The organism is Pseudomonas sp. X4 (assembly GCF_040784925.1).
Taxonomy (GTDB): Bacteria; Pseudomonadota; Gammaproteobacteria; order Pseudomonadales; family Pseudomonadaceae; genus Aquipseudomonas; species Aquipseudomonas putida_Z.
This window is the reverse complement of record NZ_CP160798.1, coordinates 3,395,856-3,417,681: the sequence shown is the minus strand read 5'-3', so window position 1 is coordinate 3,417,681 and position 21,826 is coordinate 3,395,856. Positions and strand designations below refer to the sequence as shown.

Genomic DNA, 21,826 nt, shown 5'->3' with positions numbered 1-21,826 from the left:
CCGTAAGCTTTCGCTTAGCGAGTGGTTACCTCGGTAGCAGCGAAGAAGTAAGCGATTTCGCGAGCAGCAGCAGCTTCGGAGTCCGAACCGTGAACGGCGTTGGCGTCGATCGACTCGGCGAAGTCAGCACGGATGGTGCCTGGAGCAGCTTCTTTAGGGTTGGTAGCGCCCATCAGCTCACGGTTCAGAGCGATGGCGTTTTCGCCTTCCAGAACCTGAACAACGACCGGGCCGGAAGTCATGAAGGCAACCAGGTCACCGAAGAAGCCACGAGCGCTGTGCTCGGCGTAGAAGCCTTCGGCTTCGGCTTTGGACAGTTGCTTGATTTTCGAGGCAACGATTTTCAGGCCAGCTTCTTCGAAGCGAGTGGTGATCTTGCCGATGACGTTTTTGGCAACGGCGTCAGGCTTGATGATCGAGAAAGTACGTTGAACAGCCATGGAAAACTCCAGAATATGAGTGTTACGAAAAATTAAACCCGCGAATTATACGCGGGTTCCGGGGGATTGCCTAACCTGCAGATGACGCTTAGTCGGCTTCGTCGATCCAGGCGGCCTGGATTGCCTCGAGCACTTTCTCACCGCCGCGTGACGGATCGTCGCTGAATTCTGGCAATGCCAGCACCCAGCTGTGCAGGTCGACGAAATTCACATAACGAGGATCGACTTCCGGCTTGCTTTCTGCAAGCTGGATGGCGATCTCAAGTACATCAATCCATTTCAGGCTCATGGGGCAAACCTCAGTGCGGCGCTTCGGCGGCGTGGTTGAGCGAATACTTGGGGATCTCGATGACCAGGTCCTGGTCAGCGACGACCACCTGGCAGCCGAGGCGCGATTGAGCCTCCAGGCCCCAGGCCTTGTCCAGCATGTCCTCTTCCAGTTCGTCGGCTTCTTCGAGCGAGTCGAAGCCCTTGCGCACGATGCAGTGGCAAGTGGTGCAGGCCTTGACGCCGCCGCAGGCGCTTTCCATCTCGATGTGATGGTCGTGGGCCAGCTCCAGGATGTTGGTCCCGGGCTCGACTTCCACGGTCAGCCCTTCGGGGCAGAACTTCTCGTGCGGCAGGAATGTCACCAGCGGCATCGGTTACTCCTCGATCTCATTCAGGTTGCGCCCGGCCAGTGCGGCTTTGACCGTCGAATCAAGGCGACGGGCGGCAAATGCGTCGGTCACCTGCGACAGACGCTTGGTCTGTTGCTCGATGGCTGCGCCATCGGTGCCGGCCAGCAAATCACGTAGTTCTTGCATCTGGAATTCGATGGCGTCGCGCTCGTCACTGCTGAGCAGACGCTCACCGTCGGCGTCCAGGGCGCCCTGTACCGCTTCGAGCAGGCGCTCACCGTCCACCTGATGCTCACGCAGCTGGCGGGCCTGCTTGTCGGAACCTGCGTGTTCGAAGGAGTCCTTGAGCATGCGGGCGATTTCGCCGTCGGTCAGGCCATAGGAGGGCTTGACCTGGATGCTGGCTTCCACGCCCGAGCCCAGCTCGCGGGCGGCGACGCTGAGCAGGCCGTCGGCGTCGACCTGGAAGGTAACGCGGATTTTTGCCGCACCGGCGACCATGGCCGGGATGCCACGCAGCTCGAAGCGCGCCAGCGAGCGGCAGTCGCTGATCAGCTCGCGCTCGCCCTGCAGCACATGGATCATCATGGCCGACTGGCCATCTTTATAGGTGGTGAATTCCTGGGCACGCGCCACCGGGATGGTGGTGTTGCGCGGGATCACCTTCTCCATCAGCCCGCCCATGGTCTCGAGGCCAAGCGACAGCGGGATGACATCCAACAGAAGCAGTTCGCCACCTTCGCGGCGGTTGCCGGCCAAGGTATCGGCCTGGATGGCGGCACCGATGGCCACCACCTGGTCGGGGTCGATCGAGGTCAGCGGGGTGCGGCCGAACAGTGCTCCGACGGCTTCACGCACACGCGGTACGCGGGTCGAACCACCGACCATGACCACGGCGCTGACTTCTTCCAGCTCGATACCGCTGTCACGCACGGCGCGACGGCAGGCCTTGAGGCTGCGGCCAACCATGGGCTCGATCATGGCTTCGAAGCCGGCGCGGCTCAGCTCGCCCTGCCAGGTGCCATGGCTGACGCTGACCACGTCGGCGTCGGTCAGGGCTTCCTTGGCGGCGCAGGCGGTCTGCAACAGCGCGCGCTGGGTGGCCGGGTCCAGGTCGGACGACAGCCCGGCCTGCTCGATGATCCACCCAGCGATGGCGTGGTCGAAATCGTCACCACCCAGGGCGGTATCGCCACCGGTGGCCAGCACTTCGAATACGCCGGCAGTAAGGCGCAGGATGGAAATGTCGAAGGTACCGCCGCCCAGGTCATAGATGGCCACCACGCCTTCGGCGTTCTGGTCCAGGCCATAGGCCACGGCAGCGGCGGTCGGCTCGTTGAGCAGACGCAGCACGTTCAGGCCGGCCAGGCGCGCAGCGTCCTTGGTGGCCTGGCGCTGGGCATCGTCGAAATAGGCCGGCACGGTGATCACCGCACCCACCAGCTCACCACCGAGGGTGGCTTCGGCACGCTCGCGCAGCACCTTGAGGATATCGGCGGACACTTCCACCGGGCTTTTCGGCCCCTGCACGGTGTCGATGAACGGCATGTGCGACTCACCGCCAACGAAGCGGTACGGCAGCTGCTCGCCCAGTTGCTTGACATCGGCCAGGCCGCGCCCCATCAGGCGCTTGACCGACAGCACGGTGTTCAGCGGGTCGCTGGAAGCGGCATCGCGTGCAGCCTGCCCCACTTCGTTGCGCCCTTCGAGGTAGCGCACCGCGGACGGCAGAATGACATTGCCCTGCGCGTCGGGCAGGGGCTCGCTACGGCCGCTGCGCAGTGCGGCGACCAGGGAGTTGGTGGTACCCAGGTCGATCCCCACCGCCAGGCGGCGCTGATGCGGCTGAGGGCTTTGACCGGGTTCGGCAATCTGCAGTAGGGCCATGCTTATCTGAATACCTTAGGTGCCATCACGGGCAGCACCGGGTTAATCGTCGAGGCGCTCTTCCAGTTGGCGCACTTCTTGGGCGAGCTTGTCGAGGAACTGCATGCGGCGCATCAGGCGTTCGGCCTTGTCGCGCTCGCCTGGGGCGTCCCAGCAGGCGGCAAAGTCCTCGTTCAGCGTGTCCTGGGCGACCTTCAGGCGCTTCTTGAACACGGCCACGCCATCGAGGTCGGCTTCGTCCTGCAGTTCTTCGAGCTCTTCACGCCACTGCATCTGCTGCAACAGGAAGTCAGGGTCGTGGACCGTGACCTCCTGAGGCACTTCGTGGCCACCGATGGCCAGCAGGTAGCGGGCGCGACGCGGCGCACTGCGCAGTGTCTGGTAGGCGTCGTTGAGGGCCGCGGACTTTTCCAGCGCCACGCGCTGCTCGCGCTCGGAGGCGTCGGCAAAGCGGTCGGGATGGACTTCGCGGGCCAGCTCGCGATAGCGAGTGGCCAGCTTGTCGAGATCCAGGCGGAAGCTTGGCTGGAGGTCAAACAATGCGAAATGACAAGGAGTACCCACAGCCAGCCTCAAACGTTGAAGCTTTCGCCGCAGCCACACTCACCGCGCACGTTGGGGTTATTGAACTTGAAGCCTTCGTTCAACCCTTCCTTGACGAAGTCCAGTTCGGTGCCATCGAGGTAGACCAGGCTCTTGGGATCGATGATCACCTTGACGCCATGGTTCTCGAACACCTGGTCTTCGTCGGCCAGCTCGTCGACGAACTCCAGCACGTAGGCCAGGCCCGAGCAACCGGTGGTGCGCACGCCCAGGCGAATGCCTTCGCCCTTGCCGCGCCCTTCCAGGGAACGCCGCACGTGGTTGGCGGCGGCTTCTGTCATGCTGATAGCCATCAGGACTCCTTACCTCGCAACAGGCGACTTAGATCAAGCCTTTCTTCTGCTTGTAATCGCGTACGGCTGCCTTGATGGCATCTTCGGCGAGTACCGAGCAGTGGATCTTGACCGGCGGCAACGCCAGTTCTTCGGCCAGCTGGGTGTTCTTGATGGTTTCGGCTTCGTCCAGGGTCTTGCCCTTCATCCACTCGGTGGCGAGGGAGCTGGAAGCGATGGCCGAACCGCAGCCGTAGGTCTTGAACTTGGCGTCTTCGATCACGCCCTGCTCGTTGACCTTGATCTGCAGGCGCATCACGTCACCGCAGGCCGGCGCGCCGACCATGCCGGTACCGACGTCCGGGTCTTCGGCGTTCATCTTGCCGACGTTGCGCGGGTTTTCGTAGTGGTCGATGACCTTTTCACTGTATGCCATGGTGCAATTCCTTCCTCATCAGGGAGCCGCTCTTGCCGGCGACTGCTTAGTGGGCGGCCCACTCGATCTTGGAGATGTCAACGCCGTCTTTATACATGTCCCACAGCGGCGACAGCTCACGCAGTTTGTTCACGGCCTCGCAGACTTTCTGCGCGGCGTAGTCGACTTCTTCTTCGGTGGTGAAGCGGCCGAAGGAGAAGCGGATCGAGCTGTGCGCCAGCTCGTCGTTGCGGCCCAGGGCGCGCAATACGTAGGACGGCTCGAGCGACGCGGAGGTGCAGGCCGAACCGGACGATACGGCGATGTCCTTCAGCGACATCAGTAGCGATTCGCCTTCGACGTAGTTGAAGCTCAGGTTCAGGTTGTGTGGTACGCGGGCAGTCTTGCTGCCGTTGACGTACAGCTCTTCGAGGTCCGAGACCTGCTTGAAGAAGCGGTCGCTCAGGGCCTTGATGCGTACGTTTTCCGCGGCCATTTCCTGCTTGGCGATGGCGAAGGCTTCGCCCATGCCGACGATCTGGTGGGTCGGCAGGGTGCCCGAACGCATGCCGCGCTCATGGCCACCGCCGTGAATGATGGCTTCCAGGCGTACACGCGGCTTGCGGCTGACGTACAGCGCGCCGATGCCTTTCGGGCCGTAGACCTTGTGCGCCGAGAACGACATCAGGTCGACCTTCAGCTTTTGCAGGTCGATTTCGACCTTGCCGGCCGACTGTGCGGCGTCAACGTGGAACAGCACGCCGCGCGAGCGGGTCAGTTCACCGATGGCGGCGATATCGTTGATCGAGCCGACTTCGTTGTTCACGTGCATCAGCGAAACCAGGATGGTGTCGTCGCGCAGCGCCGCCTCGACCATGGCCGGGGTGACGATGCCGTCTTCGCCTGGCTCGAGGTAGGTGACTTCGAAACCTTCACGCTCCAGCTGGCGAGCGGTGTCCAGGACCGCCTTGTGCTCGATCTTGGAGGTGATGATGTGCTTGCCCTTGGTCTGATAGAAGTGCGCGACGCCCTTGAGTGCGAGGTTGTCGGACTCGGTGGCACCGCTGGTCCAGACGATTTCGCGCGGATCGGCGTTGATCAGTTCGGCAACCTGGCGACGACCGTTCTCGACCGCTTCCTCGGCTTTCCAGCCAAAGACGTGGGAGCGCGAAGCCGGGTTACCGAAGTTCCCGTCGACCAGCAGGCAGTCGGCCATCTTCTGGGCCACGCGTGGGTCGACCGGGGTGGTCGCGGAGTAATCGAGGTAGATCGGCAACTTCATTTGTCTCTCCTATCAGGCGGTGGCGTCGCTCGTCGTCCCGGTGGGATCAATCGACGGCGGACGTCTCAATCTTGTCCAGCTGGGCGGTTCGGCCTGCGACACGACGCAGGTCCTGGCGCTGGGCGACTTCCTGCACCTCGCGGCGCATGACGAGGTCGGCCAGGCTTATACCGCTGAGGAACTCATGGATTTGCTGGCTGAGGTCGCACCACAGGTGGTGGGTCAGGCAGGTGTCACCGGCATGGCAGTCCCCGAGCCCCTGGCAACGGGTGGCATCGACCGATTCGTTGACCGCATCGATGACCTGGGCCACCTGGATGGTTTCCATGCCCCGCGACAGCTGGTAGCCACCGCCTGGACCACGCACGCTGGAGACCAGGCTGCTGCGGCGCAGCTTGGCGAACAGCTGTTCCAGATAAGAGAGGGAAATGCCCTGGCGCTCGGAAATGTCGGCCAAAGACACCGGCCCATGCTGCGCGTGCAACGCCAGGTCGAGCATGGCGGTCACGGCGTATCGGCCTTTGGTAGTCAGTCGCATGGCTATTGGGTACCACGGGAGTTACAGGATGTGAGCGAGTATGCGATTCCCGAGCATTTAAGTCAACTATTAGACCTAGTGCTTTAGTCGGGTTTGCATCGGGGAGGCGGGCGCGATTGTAGCAGACAGGGGGCGTGAGCACACGCCCCGTATGTCACCATGATTTCAGCGCGGCGCAATCAATGCGACTGAGTGTCGCGCTGAGCCACCTGGACAACTTCCGTGAAGTCATCTTCCGGCAGGGCTGGCAGTTCCTTGGCGCAGTAATCGCTGCCCATCTTGGTCAGGGCGCCGCACATGCCCTCCAGCCGCTCGTCGACTGCCTGCAGGTGGTCGAGCATCTGGCCGATTGCACGGGCCACCGGGTCGGGCATGTCGCCACTGACACCATAGGCATCGAAGCCGATCTTCTCGGCCATGGCCTTGCGCTTGGCCTCGACCTCATTGTCTTCGCTCTTGACGATGATGCGCCCAGGGATGCCTACCGCGGTGGCGCCGGCCGGCACTGCCTTGGTCACCACCGCATTGGAACCGATCTTGGCCCCGGCACCGACGGTGAACGGGCCCAGCACCTTGGCCCCCGCCCCTACCACCACGCCGTTTTCCAGGGTGGGGTGGCGCTTGCCCTTGTTCCAGCTGGTGCCGCCCAGGGTCACGCCCTGGTAAAGGGTGACATCATCGCCGATCTCGGCGGTTTCGCCGATGACGATGCCCATGCCGTGGTCGATGAAGAAGCGCCGGCCGATGGTGGCGCCGGGATGGATCTCGATGCCGGTCAGCCAGCGACCGAAGTTGGACACCAGGCGGGCCAGCCACTTGAAATCACGCTTCCACAGGGCATTGCCCAGACGGTGCAGCCAGATGGCGTGCATGCCCGGGTAGCAGGTCAGCACCTCGAAGGCGTTGCGTGCAGCCGGGTCACGGTGGAATACGCTTTGAATATCTTCACGCAGGCGTTCGAACATCTGTCAGTCCTTCCGTTTATGCGGCTCGCCCCGGACCACTTTCTGGGTCTCGGTGAGGATGCCGCGCAAAATGCTCATTTCCGAACGTTCGACCGCCACCCGCCCATACAGCCGGCGCAGGCGCGGCATCAGGTGCTTGGGCTTTTCGGGGTCGAGAAAGCCGATACCGACCAGGGTCTTTTCCAGGTGGTCGTAGAACAGCTCCATTTCGTCCATGGTCGCCAGCTCGCTGGCGTCAACCTTCTCGACCTTGCCCGGCGCTGCACCGGCGGCCAGCCAGGCCATGCGCACCTCGTAGGAGAGCACCTGGACAGCGGCGGCCAGGTTCAACGAGCTGAAGTCGGGGTTGGAGGGAATGTGCACGTGGAAGTGACATCGCTGCAGTTCTTCGTTGGTCAGGCCGGCGTGTTCACGCCCGAACACCAGGGCGATTTCCTCGCCACCGTTGGCATGCTCCACCGCCTTGGCCCCGCACTCGCGCGGGCCGATCAGCGGCCAGGGGATGCTCCGCTCGCGGGCGCTGGTGCCCATCACCAGGTTGCAGCCGACCAGCGCCTGCTCGAGGCTGTCGACCACCTGGGCGTTGTCCAGCACATCGTCGGCACCCGAGGCTCGGGCGCTGGCATCCACGGCGGGGAACTCTTTCGGCTGCACCAGCACCAGACGCGACAAGCCCATGTTTTTCATGGCACGCGCAGCGCCGCCGATGTTGCCGGGGTGGCTGGTATTGACCAGAACAACACGAATATTTTGCAGCAAGGTGTTGTGCTCACAGATGCAGGAATCAGGGCCTTCGATCTTACAGAACCGACAGACGTAACGCCATGAAAGCAAATGTGACACTTCTGCCGCCAAAGTTTTCTGCTAGAATGATCGGCTTTCTTCTTTAACATCTCCAGGTGACCCGCCCATGCAGCCTATGCTGAATATCGCCCTGCGCGCCGCTCGCAGCGCCAGTGAACTGATTTTCCGCTCCATCGAACGCCTGGATAGCATCAAGGTCGATGAGAAAGAGGCCAAGGACTACGTCTCCGAAGTCGATCGCGCCGCCGAGCAGAGCATCGTCAACGCCCTGCGCAAGGCCTACCCGAACCACTCCATCCAGGGCGAGGAAACCGGCCTGCACGCGGGTAGCGGCGAAGAAGGCAAGGATTATCTGTGGATCATCGACCCGCTGGATGGCACCACCAACTTCCTGCGTGGCATCCCGCACTTCGCGGTCAGCATCGCCTGCAAATACCGTGGCCGCCTTGAGCACGCCGTGATCGTCGACCCGGTTCGCCAGGAAGAATTCACCGCCAGCCGTGGCCGTGGCGCCCAGCTCAACGGTCGCCGCCTGCGTGTCAGCTCGCGCACCAGCCTGGAAGGCGCCCTGCTGGGTACCGGCTTCCCGTTCCGTGACAGCCAGATGGCTGACCTGGACAACTACCTGGGCATGTTCCGCGCCCTGACTGGCCAGACCGCCGGCATTCGCCGCGCCGGCTCCGCCAGCCTGGACCTGGCCTACGTGGCCGCCGGCCGTTTCGACGCCTTCTGGGAGTCGGGCCTGTCCGAATGGGACATGGCTGCCGGCGTGCTGCTGATCCAGGAAGCGGGCGGCCTGGTGAGCGACTTCAACGGTGGCCACGACTTCCTCGACAAGGGCCATATCGTTGCGGGCAACATCAAGTGCTTCAAGGCCGTGCTGACTGCTATCCAGCCGCACCTGCCAGAGAACATGAAGCGCTAAGCGCGGATTGCCGACAAACAAAAAAGCACCCCTCGGGGTGCTTTTTTTGTGCCTGTAGAAGCCATGCGCAATCTGCTTTTTGTGGGAGCGGCCTTGTGTCGCGAAAGGGCTGCATAGCAGCCCCGGCGATCTCTAATGGTTCACAGACCCAGGGGCCGCTGCGCGCCCCTTTCGCGACACAAGGCCGCTCCCACAAAAAGAGCAGACCCCATGCGGCCTTACTGCCCGGCTTCGCTCAGGATCAGCTTGCCATTCTTGTCCAGCGGAATGGTCGACCCGGGCTCGCGATCCATCTTCACCTGCCCCACCTTGTCGCCAATGGTGTACTTCACGTTGTAGCCCACCACTTTCTCACTGATGTCGTTGACCGTATTGCAGCGGGTTTGCGTGGTGGTGTAGGTGTCACGTTCCTGCATGCCTTCCTGCACCTTGTTACCGGCATAACCACCACCGACCGCACCGGCCACGGTGGCGATCTTCTTGCCGCTACCACCACCAATCTGGTTACCCAGCAGGCCACCGGCAATGGCGCCCACCACGGTACCTGCGATCTGGTGTTGGTCCTTGACCGGCGCCTGCCGCGTCACGGCGACGTCCTTGCAGACCTCACGGGGGGTTTTTACCTGTTGTTTGATCGGTTGCACGTCGGTGACCTGCGCATACTCAGGCCCCTTGTTGACCAAGCTGTAGGTCGCGACAGCACCTCCGGCAGTCACACCGACAGCACCCAGTACCGCACCCACAAGCATTGATTTGTTCACATGAACCTCCTGATCATAACCCGCGGGTCCGACCCGCCTTCTCCCAGCCTTGGAGTAAAAAAAAAGGCGCGAGTTCAACACTCGCGCCTTTTTGGCCGCCAAACGGCGTAGAGCACGCCTTACGGACGGTCGTCCACACCATCGGTCTTGGCCGGCGGGATCAGGTCTTCACTGCTCAGGTTCAGCCAGATCAGTACCACGTTGGCGATATAGATCGACGAATAGGTACCGGCCATGACGCCGATGAACAGGGCCAGCGAGAAGCCGAACAGGTTGTCGCCACCGAAGAACAGCAGCGCGGCAATGGCCAGCAAGGTCGAAACCGAGGTGGCGATGGTCCGCAGCAGGGTCTGGGTGGTGGACACGTTGATGTTCTCGATCAGCGAGGCCTTGCGCATGACGCGGAAGTTCTCGCGAACCCGGTCGAACACGACGATGGTGTCGTTCAGCGAGTAGCCGATGATCGCCAGTACCGCCGCCAGCACCGTCAGGTCGAAGGTGATCTGGAAGAACGACAGGATACCCAGGGTCACCACCACGTCGTGGATCAGCGAGACGATCGCGCCCACGGCGAACTTCCACTGGAAGCGGAAGGCCAGGTAGATGAGGATGCCGCCCAGTGCCAGGAGCATGCCCATGCCACCCTGGTCGCGCAGCTCCTCACCCACCTGCGGGCCTACGAACTCGACACGCTTGACCTTGGCCGGGTTGTCGCCACCGGCCTTCTGCAGGGCTTCAGCAACCTTGTTGCCCAGCTGTGGGTCATCACCCGGCATGCGCACCAGCAGGTCGGTGGTGGCGCCGAAGCTCTGCACCACCGCCTCGTGGAAGCCGGAATTGACCAGCTCGGCACGCACCGCCTTGAGGTCGGCCGGGCGCTCGTAGGTCAGCTCGATCAGCGTACCGCCGGTGAAGTCCAGGCCGAAGTTCAGGCCCTTCTGCCACCAGCTGAACAGCGCCAGCACGGTGAGGAGCACGGTAATGGCGAACGCGACATTGCGCACGCCCATGAAGTTGATGGTTTTCATCGCAGCTCCCTCAAACCCACAGCTTCTTGATGTCACGCCCGCCGCAGGTCAGGTTGACCATTGCACGGGTCACCATGACGGCGGTGAACATCGAGGTGAAAATCCCGAGGGACATGGTGACCGCAAAGCCCTTGACCGGGCCGGTACCCATGGCGAACAGGATGCCGCCGACCAGCAGGCTGGTCAGGTTGGCGTCGATGATCGCGGTGTAGGCGCGGTTGAAGCCTTCATGAATGGCGCGCTGCACCGACATGCCGGCGTTCAGCTCTTCGCGGATACGCGAGAAGATCAGCACGTTGGCGTCCACCGCCATACCCATGGTCAACACGATACCGGCAATACCCGGCAGGGTCAGGGTGGCGCCCAGCAGCGACATCAGCGCCAGCAGCAGGACCATGTTGCCCGCCAGGGCAATGGTGGCGATCACACCGAAGGCCCGGTAGATGGCGATGATGAACAGCGAGACGAACAGCATGCCCCACAGCGACGCATCGATACCCTTGGTGATGTTGTCGGCACCCAGGCTTGGGCCGATGGTACGTTCTTCAGCGAAGTACATCGGCGCAGCCAGGCCACCGGCACGCAGCAGCAGGGCCAGTTCGGACGATTCGCCCTGGCCGTTCAGGCCGGTGATGCGGAACTGGCTGCCCAGCGGCGACTGGATGGTCGCCAGGCTGATGATCTTCTTCTCTTCCTGGAAGCTCTGTACGGCAACGTCCTTCTCGACGCCGTCGACGGTCTGCTTGACGTAGCGGGTGACCGGCTTCTGCTCGATGAAGATCACCGCCATGCTGCGGCCGACGTTGCTGCGGGTAGCGCGGGTCATCAGCTCGCCACCGTGGCCATCCAGGCGGATGTTCACCTGCGGGCGACCTTGCTCGTCGAAGCTGGCCTGGGCGTCGGTTACCTGGTCACCGGTGATGATCAGGCCGCGCTCGACCGCAGCGGAACGGCCGCCCTCACGGAACTCGAACACCTCGGTAGTGGCCTTGGACGCACCCGGCTCGGCGCCGAAGCGGAACTCCAGGTTGGCGGTTTTACCCAGGATTCGCTTGGCTTCGGCAGTGTCCTGCACGCCTGGCAGCTCGACCACGATGCGGTTGGCGCCCTGGCGCTGTACCAGCGGCTCGGCCACGCCCAGCTCGTTGACCCGGTTGCGGACGGTGGTGAGGTTCTGCTTGATCGAGTATTCGCGGATCTCGGCGACTTTCGCCTGGGTCAGCGCCAGACGCAGCACGGCGAGCTCGTTGCGCTCGGTGGTGGTCAGGTCGAAGTCATTGAAATTCTTGCGGATCAGGGCACGAGCCTGTTCGCGGGTGGCATCGTCAGCGAAGCCCAGCATGATGCCGCCATCCTGCTGAGGCAGGCTGCGGTAGCGAACGCGCTCTTTGCGCAGCAAGGTCTTGACCTCGCCTTCGTAGACTTTCATGCGGGCGTTCATGGCCTTGTCCATGTCCACTTCCAGTAGGAAGTGCACACCACCGGACAGGTCCAGGCCCAGCTTCATCGGGCTTGCGCCCAGGTTGCGCAGCCATTGCGGGGTAGTCTGGGCCAGGTTCAGGGCCACGACGTAATCATCGCCCAGTGCCTTGCGCACTACATCCTTGGCTGGCAGCTGGTCTTCCTGATTGGTCAGGCGGATCAGCCCGCTGCCCTTCTCACCCAGGCTAGCGCCCTTGACGGCGATCTTGGCATCGCCCAGCGCCTTGCTGACGCGGTCGAGGTCGGCCTGGTTCACCTGCAGCGCCGAGCTGGCACCACTGATCTGTACCGCCGGATCATCCGGGTAGAGGTTGGGAGCGGAATAAATGAAACCGACCACCAGTACCAGCACGATCAGTGCATATTTCCACAGAGGGTATTTGTTCAGCATCACGCCGCCCGTTCAAGACGCGGGGCGCGTTGCGCGCCCCGACTGGAAAGAAAAACCGGTAACTCAGATAGCCTTGAGCGTACCTTTTGGCAGGGTGGCCGCGATGGCACCCTTCTGGAACTTCAGCTCGACGTTGTCGGAAACTTCCAGTACCACGAAATCATCGGAAACCTTGACGATCTTGCCGGCGATGCCGCCGTTGGTGACAACTTCGTCACCCTTCTGCAAGTTGCTCAGCAGGTTCTTCTGCTCTTTTGCACGCTTGGCCTGCGGGCGCCAGATCATCAGGTAGAAGATGACCAGGAAACCGACCAGGAAAATCCACTCGAAGCCGGTACCGGCTGGGCCGGCGGCGGGTGCTGCGGCGTCCGCGTATGCGGCGGGGATCAAGAAGCTCATTGGGCACTCCTAATGTAATTTTCTAATAATGGATGCGGACAGTCAGTCCAAAGGCGGCACAGGAAGCCCGCGCTTGGCGTAGAAGGCGTCGACAAAGGCGGCCAATTTACCCTGTTGAATAGCCTCGCGTAAACCGGCCATCAAGCGCTGGTAATGGCGCAAGTTGTGGATGGTATTCAGCATGCTGCTCAGCATTTCGCCGCACTTGTCCAGGTGATGGAGATAGGCGCGGGAGAAGTTGGTGCAGGTGTAGCAGTCACAGGTCGGATCCAGCGGCGAATCATCGTGGCGATGGAACGCATTGCGGATCTTGATCACCCCTGTATCGACGAACAGATGACCGTTGCGCGCGTTACGCGTCGGCATCACGCAGTCGAACATGTCGACGCCGCGGCGCACACCCTCAACGAGATCTTCCGGTTTGCCTACCCCCATAAGGTAACGAGGTTTGTCAGCAGGCATCTGACCCGGCAGGTAATCCAGCACCTTGATCATTTCGTGCTTGGGCTCGCCCACCGACAGGCCACCGATGGCCAGGCCGTCGAAGCCGATGTTTTCCAGGCCTTCCAGCGAGCGCATGCGCAGGTCCTGGTACATGCCACCCTGGACGATACCGAACAGCGCCGCGGTGTTGTCGGCGTGGGCGTTCTTCGAGCGCTGGGCCCAGCGCAGCGACAGCTCCATGGACGCGCGCGCCACATCGTGCTCGGCCGGGTACGGGGTGCACTCGTCGAAGATCATCACCACGTCCGAGCCCAGGTCACGCTGCACCTGCATCGACTCTTCCGGGCCCATGAACACCTTGGCGCCATCGACCGGCGAGGCGAAGGTCACGCCCTCTTCCTTGATCTTGCGCATGGCGCCCAGGCTGAACACCTGGAAGCCACCGGAGTCGGTGAGGATCGGGCCTTTCCACTGCATGAAGTCGTGCAGGCCGTTGTGCTTCTTGATCACCTCGGTGCCCGGGCGCAGCCACAGGTGGAAGGTGTTGCCCAGGATCATCTCGGCGCCGATGGCCTCGATGTCGCGCGGCAGCATGCCCTTGACCGTGCCATAGGTGCCCACCGGCATGAACGCCGGGGTTTCCACGGTGCCGCGTGGGAAGGTGATGCGGCCACGACGGGCCTTGCCGTCGGTGGCCAGCAGTTCGAAGGACATTCGACAGGTGCGACTCATGCTTGATCCTCGGGCCCGCGTGGCGCCGGATTGCGGGTGATGAACATGGCATCACCGTAACTGAAGAAGCGGTACCCCTGCTCGACCGCCGCCGCGTAGGCGGCCATGGTCTCGGGGTAGCCGGCGAAGGCCGAGACCAGCATCAGCAGCGTGGACTCCGGCAGGTGGAAATTGGTGACCAGCGCGTCGACCACATGGAACGGACGGCCCGGGTAGATGAAGATGTCGGTGTCACCGCTGAAGGCCTTGAGCACGCCATCGCGCGCGGCGCTCTCCAGCGAACGCACGCTGGTGGTGCCGACCGCGACCACTCGGCCACCACGGGCGCGACAGGCCTCGATGGCATCGACCACATCCTGGCCGACTTCGAGCCACTCTTTATGCATGTGGTGGTCTTCGATCTTGTCGACCCGCACCGGCTGAAAGGTTCCCGCGCCCACGTGCAAGGTGACGAACGCCCGCTCGACGCCCTTGGCGGCGATCTTTGCCAGCAGCGCCTCGTCGAAGTGCAGGCCTGCGGTGGGCGCGGCGACCGCACCGGCACGTTCGGCGTACACGGTCTGGTAGCGCTCACGGTCGGCGCCCTCGTCCGGGCGGTCGATGTAGGGCGGCAGCGGCATGTGCCCGACGCGGTCGAGCAGTGGCAGCACCTCTTCGGTGAAGCGCAGCTCGAACAGCGTGTCATGGCGCGCGACCATTTCGGCCTCGCCGCCGCCATCGATGAGGATGACCGCGCCTACCTTGGGCGCCTTGCTGGCGCGCACATGGGCCAGCACCCGATGGCTGTCGAGCACGCGCTCGACCAGCACTTCCAGCTTGCCGCCGGAAGCTTTCTGGCCGAACAACCGCGCCGGGATGACCCGGGTGTTGTTGAACACCATCAGGTCGCCGGGGCGCAGGTACTCGAGCAGATCGGGGAATTGCCGGTGCGCCAGCGCGCCGGTTGGCCCATCGAGCACCAGCAGACGGCTGCCATGGCGCTCGGCCAACGGGTGGCGGGCGATCAGGGAATCGGGGAGTTCGAAGGAAAAATCGGCGACGCGCATGATGATGTTCGGTTCGGCAGGGCCGGGAAGTTTAGCCCAATGTGTGAAAATTGACCATGAAAGCCGATTGACCGACCAGCGGTGGCTCTCTATACTGCGCGCCACAAGCCCTGATGGCGGAATTGGTAGACGCGGCGGATTCAAAATCCGTTTTCGAAAGGAGTGGGAGTTCGAGTCTCCCTCGGGGCACCAAGATCCGGAAAAAACCGACCTTATGGTCGGTTTTTTTGTGCCTGCGATTTCTTCAAGCGACGCCACTCCCTGTAGGAGCGGCCTTGTGTCGCGAAGGACCGCACAGCGGCCCCAAGGTTCTGACAGTCACCTCAATTCCGCAGCAAATCTTTAAGATTTCCCCTCCTCCCCGTAGTCCATTTCCCAAACATACTCCCTGCCCCTTCCAAGCCATTGCGGTGCTCTGGATCGCATCCTAGTCTCGGCCTGTCGTTGCCATTTCAAGGACCGGCTTTGACAGGCGATCCAGTAACCCCCCATCACTAGAGCGCAGATCAGTAAAGACTCAACAGAAAGTTTCACAATGTGCAACTTTCTGTGCATCGAACAATTTATGGTTCTACACTTTATTTCAATAACCGTGACTTTTTGTAGAACCACCACCATGCGCGATCTCCAACCCTTACGTCGCCTCCATAGGGGCCTGCAGCAGCTAGCTACTGCGCAACGCTACCTGTTCACCCCCGCCGATATGCGGGCCCTGCTACCAGACCTCTCCGACAGTGCCTACCGCACCGTACTGAGCCGTGCCGCCAACGACAGCACCTTGATCCGACTCTGCCGTGGCCTTTACCTCTACACCCCGGCCAAACCCAACCAAGGGCTGGTCCTGTACCACGCTGCCGCACGCCTGCGAGCGAACAACCTGAACTACATCAGCCTGGAGTCCGCCCTCAGCGACGCCGGCGTGATCTCGCAGGTCCCCCTGAATTGGCTAACCCTCATGTCATCCGGACGCACTCAGACCATACGTTGCGGAACATTCGGCACACTTGAGTTCATCCACACCAGGCGTAAGGCCACCGACCTTCAGGGCCAGGTTGACTATGACGAGCGCTGCCGACTATGGCGCGCCAAGCCTGCCCTTGCCCTCGCAGACATGAAACGCGCCAAGCGCAGCCTGGACCTGATTGATTGGGAAATAGCCAATGAACTTGTTTGACCAGCTCGTCCAGCAGGCCCTCACCAACACGCCCGACCTGGCCCCGTTGCAAGTGGTCGTGGAAAAGGAACTGCTGCATCACGACATCATGCGGATCCTGAGCGAAACAGGTCTGTTGCAGGACCTCTGCTTCATTGGGGGAACATGTTTGCGGACTTGCTACGGCTCCCGACGGCTCAGTGAAGACCTCGACTTTACGGGCGGTGCGGATTTCAAACGGGAGGATTTTGCTGCGCTGAAGGAGAACCTCATAGCAAGCCTGAACGACAAGTACGGGCTACAGGTGGATGTAAGCGAACCTACGCGGGAGGAAGGCAATGTGGACACATGGAAGCTACGCGTGCAAACACGTCCCGAAGCACGAAGCCTGCCAGCGCAGAAAATCCATATAGATATCTGTGCAATCCCTTCCTACCAGCCTAGGCCGATGACCTTGTTAAACCCTTATGGGGTCGACATGGGAACCGAAGGATTGATCGTCAAGGCGCAAAGTCTTGAGGAAATCTTCGTTGATAAGTTGCTGGCATTTGCGCTGCGACGGGGCCGTATCAAGAATCGAGATCTTTGGGATATCGCCTGGCTCAGGCAGCGGGCGGTGACGCCCGCTTATGAACTTGCCGAAAGAAAGCTTGGTGATCATGCGACCACTGTTGAAGTATTCCTTCAGCAGGGTGAGGAGCGGGTGGCCAGTTTGGGGCAGGAGCAGACACAGCGAGATTTTCAGAAAGAGATGCGCAGGTTTCTGCCGCTGCAGGTTGTAACGCAGACTGTCGATAATCGGGCGTTCTGGGAGTACGTCGTACAGACGGTAAGGGACCATTTCAGCGAGTTGCGGACGCATCTCGGCCACAAAGGTCGCGATGGAGGCGACTTGACATTCCTGATGTGAATTTTCTGGAGATTCATATTCAGGGGCTGTGTTCAATGGCTCTCTCCCCCTGCGCACTTTATTGAGATGAAAAGCGGGCCGCCGAGAGGGGGGTAAGCGATCCTAGGCACTCGTTTTGATTTTGGTTTTCCTTGACGAGACGCAACGAGGCGGACCAGGATTCCTCTACCCATGCTAGGTTTGAACAGTGGAGGTTCAGAGTGCAAGGTGTCAGAGTCGAGATACCAAGAGAAACGGTGGTTCGGCGTTATATGCCGCTGAACATATTTCAGAAAAACCGACCTTATGGTCGTTTTTTTTTGCCCGTCCGGTCAGCGCCAGCGATCCAGCTGCCCCTGGGCACGGCTGCTGAAAATCGTCAGCAGCTCGCTCAATGTATGCGGTGACGGTTCGGCAGTGCGGGTCACCGCATACAAGGTGATCGGCAATGCCGGGGCCAGCGGACGAACCGCGGTCGCCCCAGGCGCCGCGCCAAGGGCGGTGAAGGGATCGATCACCGCCAGCCCAGCACCGGATTCGACCATCGCCCTGGCCAGTGAATAGGTTTGCACCGCGATGCTGACCCGTGGCGGTGGCTCCACCGCCTTGAGGTAGCTTTCGAGGCGCACCGACAGCGGGTCGGCGCTGGACAGCCCGATCATGGGCGCACCGGCCAGTGCCGCCAACGGCAGCGGCTTGCCTTCATCTTCCTGCGGCCAATAACCTGCCGGTGCCAATGCCACCAAAACCCCGCTGGCCAGCGCCTGAGCCTTGAGCGCTGGGTGATCTGGCTGTTGCAAGGTCAGGGCGACATCGATCTCCCGCATCAACAGGTTCTGCACCAGTTCGCGACTGTGGGCGCTGGACAGCTCGCAGGCGATGTCCGGGTACCGCTGCGTCCACTCATGAATGGCCGGCGGCAGCAGTGACAGGGCCAGTGCCGGGGTCGCTCCGATCCGCAGGCTGTGGCCCGGCGCGCGACGCAGGCTTTGCGCCAGGCGTCGCACCCCTTGCAGGCTCTCCGTGACCTTGTCGACCTCACGCTCCAGCTCCAGCGCTTCGGGCGTGGGCTGCAGCTTGCCGCGCACCCGCAGGAACAACGGGAAGCCCAGTTGCTGCTCGGCGTGCTGTAGCACCTTGGTCACGGCAGGTTGGGAAACGTGCAGCAACTGTGCGGCACCGCTGACCGAGCCGGTCTGGCGGATGGCCTGGAAAATCTCGATATGGCGAAGGCGCATGGCAAGTCCATAACCTTTGTTTATGGCTCAGCGATCTTTATTCATTTTTCGCCACCTGTCACCTGGCCCTAACCTCAGCCTCGTTCCAACAAAGAACAAGGACTGACATGGCTCAGCATGTTTGCATCATCGGCGGTGGCGTCATTGGCCTGTCAACCGCTTACGCACTGGTACGCGACGGCTTTGACGTGACGCTGATCGAGGCTCGCGATTCGTTGGGCAGTGAAACCAGCTTCGCCAACGGCGGCCAGCTGTCCTATCGCTACGTGGCGCCCCTGGCCGACGCAGGTGTGCCATTGCAGGCCCTTGGCTGGATGCTGCGCGGTGAATCGCCGCTGCGATTGCGCCCGCGCTTCGATCGTGCGCAGTGGCGCTGGATGGCAGCATTCCTTGGGGCTTGCCGCTCCTCGGTCAACCGCGCCAACGCCGGCCATCTGCTGCGCCTGGCACTGCTGAGCCAGTCGACCTTGCAAGCCTGGCGTGAGGAGGACGGTCTGGGTGGTTTCAACTGGCGACGCAACGGCAAGCTGGTCACCTTCCGCAAGGCCAGCAGCTTCGCACATGCGCGCAATAACCTTGCCGCGCCCCAGCAACAACAGGTGCTGTCGCACGCCGACTGTGCCCGTCTGGACCCAGCGCTGGCGGAGGCGCCCTTTGTCGGCGCCATCTATACCCCGGATGAAGAAGTCGGCGATTGCCACAGCTTTTGCCAGCAACTGGCGGCGCGCTTGCAGGCGTCGGGACGCTGCAAGTTCCGCCTGGGCCAGGCGGTGTCCGGAATTCGCCATGCGCATGGCGTAGTGAATGCGATTGAACTGGACGACAAAGTGCTGCCGGTGGAGCACCTGGTGGTTGCGGCCGGCCATCGCAGTGCGTTGCTGGCACTGCCGGGCATTGACCTGCCGCTGTATCCGCTGAAGGGTTATAGCCTGACAGTACCGATTGGCGCCCAGCACCGGGCGCCGGACCTGAGCATCACCGACTACGACCGCAAGATCGTCTACGCCCGGATCGGTGAACAGTTGCGTGTGGCGGCGATGGTCGACATTGTCGGTTTCGATCCGTCGCTGGACCCCAAGCGCCTGGCCTTGCTCAAGCGCCAGGCCCGCGAGACCTTCGCCAATGCCGGTAATTATGACTACGCCATCGAATGGGCCGGTATGCGTCCGGCCACGCCTAGCGGCGTGCCGCTGCTGGGCGCAACGGCGTATCGCAACCTGTGGCTGAACCTTGGCCATGGTGCGCTGGGCTTTACCCTGGCCTGCGCCAGCGCACGTCTGCTGAGTGAACTGATCGGCCAGCGCCGCCCCTCCATCGACCTGCAGGGTTTCACCGCCCGTGCGGCTGGTGGAAATAACCGTACTGCAGCATGTCTCTGATCCCCTCACCTACAACGGAGAATAACAATGCGAAAAATCACGTTGATCGGCTGCACCCTTGGCCTGTTGCTAGGCACCCAGGCCCATGCTGACGAAGCAGCGCTGGGGCCTACCCTGAGCAAGATTGCCAGAGCCAACAGCATTACCTTGGGCTATCGCGATGCTTCAGTACCGTTCTCTTATGTGGGCGACCATTCGGGGCAACCCATGGGCTACTCGGTAGACCTGGCGAACAAGATCGTCGAGCGGGTACAGCAGAAGCTGGCATTGCCCCAGCTCAAGGTGAAATACAACCTGGTGACATCGCAAACCCGCATTCCGCTGGTGCAGAACGGTACCGTTGACCTGGAGTGCGGCTCGACCGGCGTCACCGCAGAGCGCCAGAAACAGGTGGCGTTTTCCTATGGGTTCATCTATGTCAAAGGCCAGTTGCTGACGGCCAAAGACAGCGGGATCAAGAGTTTCGCCGACCTGCGCGGCAAGAATGTGGTGACCACCGCCGGCACCACCAACGAACGCTATCTGAAAAGCTACAACGTCGATAACAAGATGGACATGTACGTGATCAGCGCCAAGGACCATGGTGAGGCGTTCCAGATGTTGCAGTCCGGTCGGGCGGCGGCGTTCTACATGGACGATGCATTGCTCTACGGCGAACGCGCCAAGGCCCGCGACCCGCACAATTGGGTGGTGGTCGGGGAAGAGCAGTCACGGGAAATCTACAGCTGCATGGTGCGCAAGGATGACCCGCAGTTCCTCGCGCTGGTGAACGCATCGCTGGGCGAGCTGTACAGTTCCGGGGAAATCAACGGGATCTACCAGCGCTGGTTCGAACAACCGATTCCGCCCAAAGGCTTGAACCTGGAATTCCCGATGACCAGCGAACTCAAGGCCATCTTTGCCAAGCCGGTGAGTGACCCGGTGCAATAGTTTCTGCTCGGCGTCCACCTCCGTATGGATCACGGCGGCAGTGACCTGCAAGCGTCACTGCCAGACGTCGCTACTGGGTGAGCGCCGCACGCTCGGGCTTTCTTTGAACACGTCTGGTAACAACCCCTGACGAACCACTCCGAACCATGCCCATCCCTCGACGTCCGATCCTGCATCACCCGCGTTTCGAGGTACCCCGCGTGAAAGACATCATCACCCGCAAGTACCGCCTGGTCGTGAAGACCGTCGGCTACATCGGCTGGTCGCTGTTCTGGCTGCTGATCTGGGATGTGCTGGTCACCATCGATTTCATGCTGTTCTTCAACAGCAAGTTCACCCTGCCACTGATCCCGTTGACCTTGCTGGGCTCGGCGCTGGTGGTGCTGGTGAGCTTTCGCAACAGCAGCGCCTACAACCGCTGGTGGGAGGCGCGCACATTGTGGGGGGCGTTGGTGAACAGTTCACGCAGCTTCGCGCGGCAGGCGCTGACCCTGATCGATGACCCGGATGATGGCCTGAACCCGATCAAGGCTACCCTGCTGCGCCGGCATATCGCCTATGTGAACTGCCTGGCGGCACACTTGAAGGGCGAGCGCTGCCCGGATGAACTGATGGCGTTCATCCCACCTGCGGAATTCGAGCGGCGCAACCGTTCGAACAATTTCGCCAACGACATCCTGAGCGGTTCTGCTGCGTTGCTGGCGCGGGAATACCAGGCCGGGCGGCTGGACAGCATTCGCCTGGCAAGGCTGGAGTCGACGCTGGTGGACCTGTCCAATGCCCAAGGTGGCATGGAACGGATCGCCAATACGCCGCTGCCCTACCCTTACGTTTACTTTCCGCGGCTGTTCATCACCCTGTTCTGCCTGATCGTACCGGTGGGGTTGGTGGAATCGCTGGGCTGGTTCACGCCGCTGGCTTCGACGGTGGTGGGCTTCATGCTGCTGGCCATCGAGCGGATCGGGACGGATTTGCAGAGCCCGTTCAGATTCAGTGAACACCAGATCCAGATGGACAGCATTTGCGAGACGATCGAGCGGAACCTGGAGTCGATGCAGCGGGAGGCGCAGTGCGGGGAGTTGGCTTAGTGCCAGACCTCAACGGCCCTATCGCCGGCAAGCCAGCTCCCACAGGGGCCGTGGAATCCTGTGACCTTGCACCGTACCTGTGGGAGCTGGCTTGCCGGCGAAAGGGCCGCAACGC

Annotated in this window: 24 protein-coding genes and 1 tRNA gene; 7 read left to right on the top strand and 18 right to left on the bottom strand. The window is 61.9% G+C overall.

The annotated features are described in order from the left end of the window. Window positions 1-14: 14 nt before the first annotated feature. From ndk to trmJ, 11 genes are all read right to left on the bottom strand, one after another. A complete protein-coding gene (gene ndk / locus ABX298_RS15220; protein ID WP_011532343.1) occupies window positions 15-440 on the bottom strand; it encodes a nucleoside-diphosphate kinase in 426 nt (141 codons plus the stop codon). An 88-nt stretch (window positions 441-528) separates the two neighbouring features. After that, window positions 529-729, bottom strand: coding sequence for a Fe-S cluster assembly protein IscX (iscX, locus tag ABX298_RS15215; RefSeq protein ID WP_025337774.1), 201 nt, complete (start codon window positions 727-729; stop codon window positions 529-531). Window positions 730-739: 10 nt separating this feature from the next. Further along, entirely contained in the window at window positions 740-1,081 is a 342-nt protein-coding gene (fdx, locus tag ABX298_RS15210) for an ISC system 2Fe-2S type ferredoxin (protein ID WP_025337773.1), read from the bottom strand. Between the two features lie 3 nt (window positions 1,082-1,084). Continuing rightward, complete coding sequence (hscA, locus tag ABX298_RS15205; protein ID WP_367393312.1) at window positions 1,085-2,947, bottom strand: Fe-S protein assembly chaperone HscA; 1,863 nt, start codon at window positions 2,945-2,947, stop codon at window positions 1,085-1,087. A 42-nt stretch (window positions 2,948-2,989) separates the two neighbouring features. Further along, entirely contained in the window at window positions 2,990-3,511 is a 522-nt protein-coding gene (gene hscB, locus ABX298_RS15200; RefSeq protein WP_015269012.1) for a co-chaperone HscB, read from the bottom strand. An 8-nt stretch (window positions 3,512-3,519) separates the two neighbouring features. Beyond that, window positions 3,520-3,843 carry an iron-sulfur cluster assembly protein IscA gene (gene iscA / locus ABX298_RS15195; RefSeq protein ID WP_003257854.1) on the bottom strand — a complete coding sequence of 108 codons (324 nt, stop codon included), beginning with the start codon at window positions 3,841-3,843 and terminating at the stop codon, window positions 3,520-3,522. A 28-nt stretch (window positions 3,844-3,871) separates the two neighbouring features. Beyond that, window positions 3,872-4,258 (bottom strand): Fe-S cluster assembly scaffold IscU, encoded by a 387-nt coding sequence (gene iscU, locus ABX298_RS15190; RefSeq protein WP_003248539.1) that lies wholly within the window; start codon window positions 4,256-4,258, stop codon window positions 3,872-3,874. Window positions 4,259-4,304: 46 nt separating this feature from the next. Beyond that, window positions 4,305-5,519 carry an IscS subfamily cysteine desulfurase gene (locus tag ABX298_RS15185; RefSeq protein ID WP_013971017.1) on the bottom strand — a complete coding sequence of 405 codons (1,215 nt, stop codon included), beginning with the start codon at window positions 5,517-5,519 and terminating at the stop codon, window positions 4,305-4,307. Between the two features lie 46 nt (window positions 5,520-5,565). Then, window positions 5,566-6,057 (bottom strand): Fe-S cluster assembly transcriptional regulator IscR, encoded by a 492-nt coding sequence (iscR, locus tag ABX298_RS15180; protein ID WP_008092572.1) that lies wholly within the window; start codon window positions 6,055-6,057, stop codon window positions 5,566-5,568. Between the two features lie 179 nt (window positions 6,058-6,236). Further along, on the bottom strand, window positions 6,237-7,022 hold the full coding sequence (gene cysE, locus ABX298_RS15175) for a serine O-acetyltransferase (protein WP_367393311.1): 786 nt from the start codon (window positions 7,020-7,022) through the stop codon (window positions 6,237-6,239). A 3-nt stretch (window positions 7,023-7,025) separates the two neighbouring features. Next, window positions 7,026-7,781 (bottom strand): tRNA (cytosine(32)/uridine(32)-2'-O)-methyltransferase TrmJ, encoded by a 756-nt coding sequence (gene trmJ / locus ABX298_RS15170; protein WP_031325634.1) that lies wholly within the window; start codon window positions 7,779-7,781, stop codon window positions 7,026-7,028. A 151-nt stretch (window positions 7,782-7,932) separates the two neighbouring features. On the opposite strand from trmJ, the gene suhB reads away from it, so the two are divergent. Next, window positions 7,933-8,751: an inositol-phosphate phosphatase gene (gene suhB, locus ABX298_RS15165; RefSeq protein ID WP_025337769.1), complete on the top strand. Its 819-nt coding sequence runs from the start codon at window positions 7,933-7,935 to the stop codon at window positions 8,749-8,751. A gap of 218 nt (window positions 8,752-8,969) precedes the next feature. Here suhB and ABX298_RS15160 read toward each other — a convergent pair whose 3' ends face one another. From ABX298_RS15160 to queA, 6 genes are all read right to left on the bottom strand, one after another. Further along, window positions 8,970-9,512, bottom strand: coding sequence for a glycine zipper 2TM domain-containing protein (locus ABX298_RS15160; protein WP_075043827.1), 543 nt, complete (start codon window positions 9,510-9,512; stop codon window positions 8,970-8,972). Between the two features lie 119 nt (window positions 9,513-9,631). Then, window positions 9,632-10,540, bottom strand: coding sequence for a protein translocase subunit SecF (secF, locus tag ABX298_RS15155; protein ID WP_025337768.1), 909 nt, complete (start codon window positions 10,538-10,540; stop codon window positions 9,632-9,634). Between the two features lie 10 nt (window positions 10,541-10,550). After that, window positions 10,551-12,413 carry a protein translocase subunit SecD gene (gene secD / locus ABX298_RS15150; protein ID WP_025337767.1) on the bottom strand — a complete coding sequence of 621 codons (1,863 nt, stop codon included), beginning with the start codon at window positions 12,411-12,413 and terminating at the stop codon, window positions 10,551-10,553. A gap of 63 nt (window positions 12,414-12,476) precedes the next feature. Beyond that, a complete protein-coding gene (gene yajC / locus ABX298_RS15145) occupies window positions 12,477-12,812 on the bottom strand; it encodes a preprotein translocase subunit YajC (RefSeq protein ID WP_003259111.1) in 336 nt (111 codons plus the stop codon). 42 nt (window positions 12,813-12,854) lie between these two features. Continuing rightward, window positions 12,855-13,970, bottom strand: a complete 1,116-nt coding sequence (tgt, locus tag ABX298_RS15140) for a tRNA guanosine(34) transglycosylase Tgt (protein ID WP_013971009.1) — start codon at window positions 13,968-13,970, stop codon at window positions 12,855-12,857. Window positions 13,971-13,984: 14 nt separating this feature from the next. After that, on the bottom strand, window positions 13,985-15,034 hold the full coding sequence (queA, locus tag ABX298_RS15135; RefSeq protein WP_075043826.1) for a tRNA preQ1(34) S-adenosylmethionine ribosyltransferase-isomerase QueA: 1,050 nt from the start codon (window positions 15,032-15,034) through the stop codon (window positions 13,985-13,987). Window positions 15,035-15,141: 107 nt separating this feature from the next. Between queA and ABX298_RS15130 the strand changes: the two genes are divergently transcribed. The 3 genes from ABX298_RS15130 to ABX298_RS15120 all read left to right on the top strand — a co-directional run bounded on the left by ABX298_RS15130 (window position 15,142) and on the right by ABX298_RS15120 (window position 17,097). Then, window positions 15,142-15,226: transfer RNA gene (locus ABX298_RS15130), tRNA-Leu, on the top strand. A 424-nt stretch (window positions 15,227-15,650) separates the two neighbouring features. After that, window positions 15,651-16,208 carry a hypothetical protein gene (locus ABX298_RS15125; RefSeq protein ID WP_075046883.1) on the top strand — a complete coding sequence of 186 codons (558 nt, stop codon included), beginning with the start codon at window positions 15,651-15,653 and terminating at the stop codon, window positions 16,206-16,208. Further along, window positions 16,195-17,097, top strand: a complete 903-nt coding sequence (locus ABX298_RS15120; protein WP_075043825.1) for a nucleotidyl transferase AbiEii/AbiGii toxin family protein — start codon at window positions 16,195-16,197, stop codon at window positions 17,095-17,097. The genes ABX298_RS15125 and ABX298_RS15120 overlap by 14 nt, the downstream gene beginning before the upstream one ends. Before the next feature lie 311 nt (window positions 17,098-17,408). Here the strand turns inward: ABX298_RS15120 and ABX298_RS15115 are convergent, their stop codons facing one another. Then, window positions 17,409-18,314 (bottom strand): LysR family transcriptional regulator, encoded by a 906-nt coding sequence (locus ABX298_RS15115; protein ID WP_367393310.1) that lies wholly within the window; start codon window positions 18,312-18,314, stop codon window positions 17,409-17,411. Window positions 18,315-18,421: 107 nt separating this feature from the next. Between ABX298_RS15115 and ABX298_RS15110 the strand changes: the two genes are divergently transcribed. From ABX298_RS15110 to ABX298_RS15100, 3 genes are all read left to right on the top strand, one after another. Beyond that, window positions 18,422-19,693 (top strand): D-amino acid dehydrogenase, encoded by a 1,272-nt coding sequence (locus tag ABX298_RS15110; protein WP_367393309.1) that lies wholly within the window; start codon window positions 18,422-18,424, stop codon window positions 19,691-19,693. Window positions 19,694-19,720: 27 nt separating this feature from the next. After that, complete coding sequence (locus tag ABX298_RS15105) at window positions 19,721-20,623, top strand: transporter substrate-binding domain-containing protein (RefSeq protein WP_367393308.1); 903 nt, start codon at window positions 19,721-19,723, stop codon at window positions 20,621-20,623. Window positions 20,624-20,823: 200 nt separating this feature from the next. Then, window positions 20,824-21,711 carry a bestrophin family protein gene (locus ABX298_RS15100; RefSeq protein WP_075043821.1) on the top strand — a complete coding sequence of 296 codons (888 nt, stop codon included), beginning with the start codon at window positions 20,824-20,826 and terminating at the stop codon, window positions 21,709-21,711. Window positions 21,712-21,826: the final 115 nt, after the last annotated feature.

What these genes read in the sequence shown, in the direction of transcription:
- ndk (WP_011532343.1), bottom strand. Translation starts at nt 440, where the DNA reads ATGGCTGTTCAACGTACTTTCTCGATCATCAAGCCTGACGCCGTTGCC.
- iscX (WP_025337774.1), bottom strand. Translation starts at nt 729, where the DNA reads ATGAGCCTGAAATGGATTGATGTACTTGAGATCGCCATCCAGCTTGCA.
- fdx (WP_025337773.1), bottom strand. Translation starts at nt 1,081, where the DNA reads ATGCCGCTGGTGACATTCCTGCCGCACGAGAAGTTCTGCCCCGAAGGG.
- hscA (WP_367393312.1), bottom strand. Translation starts at nt 2,947, where the DNA reads ATGGCCCTACTGCAGATTGCCGAACCCGGTCAAAGCCCTCAGCCGCAT.
- iscA (WP_003257854.1), bottom strand. Translation starts at nt 3,843, where the DNA reads ATGGCTATCAGCATGACAGAAGCCGCCGCCAACCACGTGCGGCGTTCC.
- iscU (WP_003248539.1), bottom strand. Translation starts at nt 4,258, where the DNA reads ATGGCATACAGTGAAAAGGTCATCGACCACTACGAAAACCCGCGCAAC.
- ABX298_RS15185 (WP_013971017.1), bottom strand. Translation starts at nt 5,519, where the DNA reads ATGAAGTTGCCGATCTACCTCGATTACTCCGCGACCACCCCGGTCGAC.
- iscR (WP_008092572.1), bottom strand. Translation starts at nt 6,057, where the DNA reads ATGCGACTGACTACCAAAGGCCGATACGCCGTGACCGCCATGCTCGAC.
- cysE (WP_367393311.1), bottom strand. Translation starts at nt 7,022, where the DNA reads ATGTTCGAACGCCTGCGTGAAGATATTCAAAGCGTATTCCACCGTGAC.
- suhB (WP_025337769.1), top strand. Translation starts at nt 7,933, where the DNA reads ATGCAGCCTATGCTGAATATCGCCCTGCGCGCCGCTCGCAGCGCCAGT.
- secF (WP_025337768.1), bottom strand. Translation starts at nt 10,540, where the DNA reads ATGAAAACCATCAACTTCATGGGCGTGCGCAATGTCGCGTTCGCCATT.
- secD (WP_025337767.1), bottom strand. Translation starts at nt 12,413, where the DNA reads ATGCTGAACAAATACCCTCTGTGGAAATATGCACTGATCGTGCTGGTA.
- yajC (WP_003259111.1), bottom strand. Translation starts at nt 12,812, where the DNA reads ATGAGCTTCTTGATCCCCGCCGCATACGCGGACGCCGCAGCACCCGCC.
- tgt (WP_013971009.1), bottom strand. Translation starts at nt 13,970, where the DNA reads ATGTCCTTCGAACTGCTGGCCACCGACGGCAAGGCCCGTCGTGGCCGC.
- queA (WP_075043826.1), bottom strand. Translation starts at nt 15,034, where the DNA reads ATGCGCGTCGCCGATTTTTCCTTCGAACTCCCCGATTCCCTGATCGCC.
- ABX298_RS15125 (WP_075046883.1), top strand. Translation starts at nt 15,651, where the DNA reads ATGCGCGATCTCCAACCCTTACGTCGCCTCCATAGGGGCCTGCAGCAG.
- ABX298_RS15120 (WP_075043825.1), top strand. Translation starts at nt 16,195, where the DNA reads ATGAACTTGTTTGACCAGCTCGTCCAGCAGGCCCTCACCAACACGCCC.
- ABX298_RS15115 (WP_367393310.1), bottom strand. Translation starts at nt 18,314, where the DNA reads ATGCGCCTTCGCCATATCGAGATTTTCCAGGCCATCCGCCAGACCGGC.
- ABX298_RS15110 (WP_367393309.1), top strand. Translation starts at nt 18,422, where the DNA reads ATGGCTCAGCATGTTTGCATCATCGGCGGTGGCGTCATTGGCCTGTCA.
- ABX298_RS15105 (WP_367393308.1), top strand. Translation starts at nt 19,721, where the DNA reads ATGCGAAAAATCACGTTGATCGGCTGCACCCTTGGCCTGTTGCTAGGC.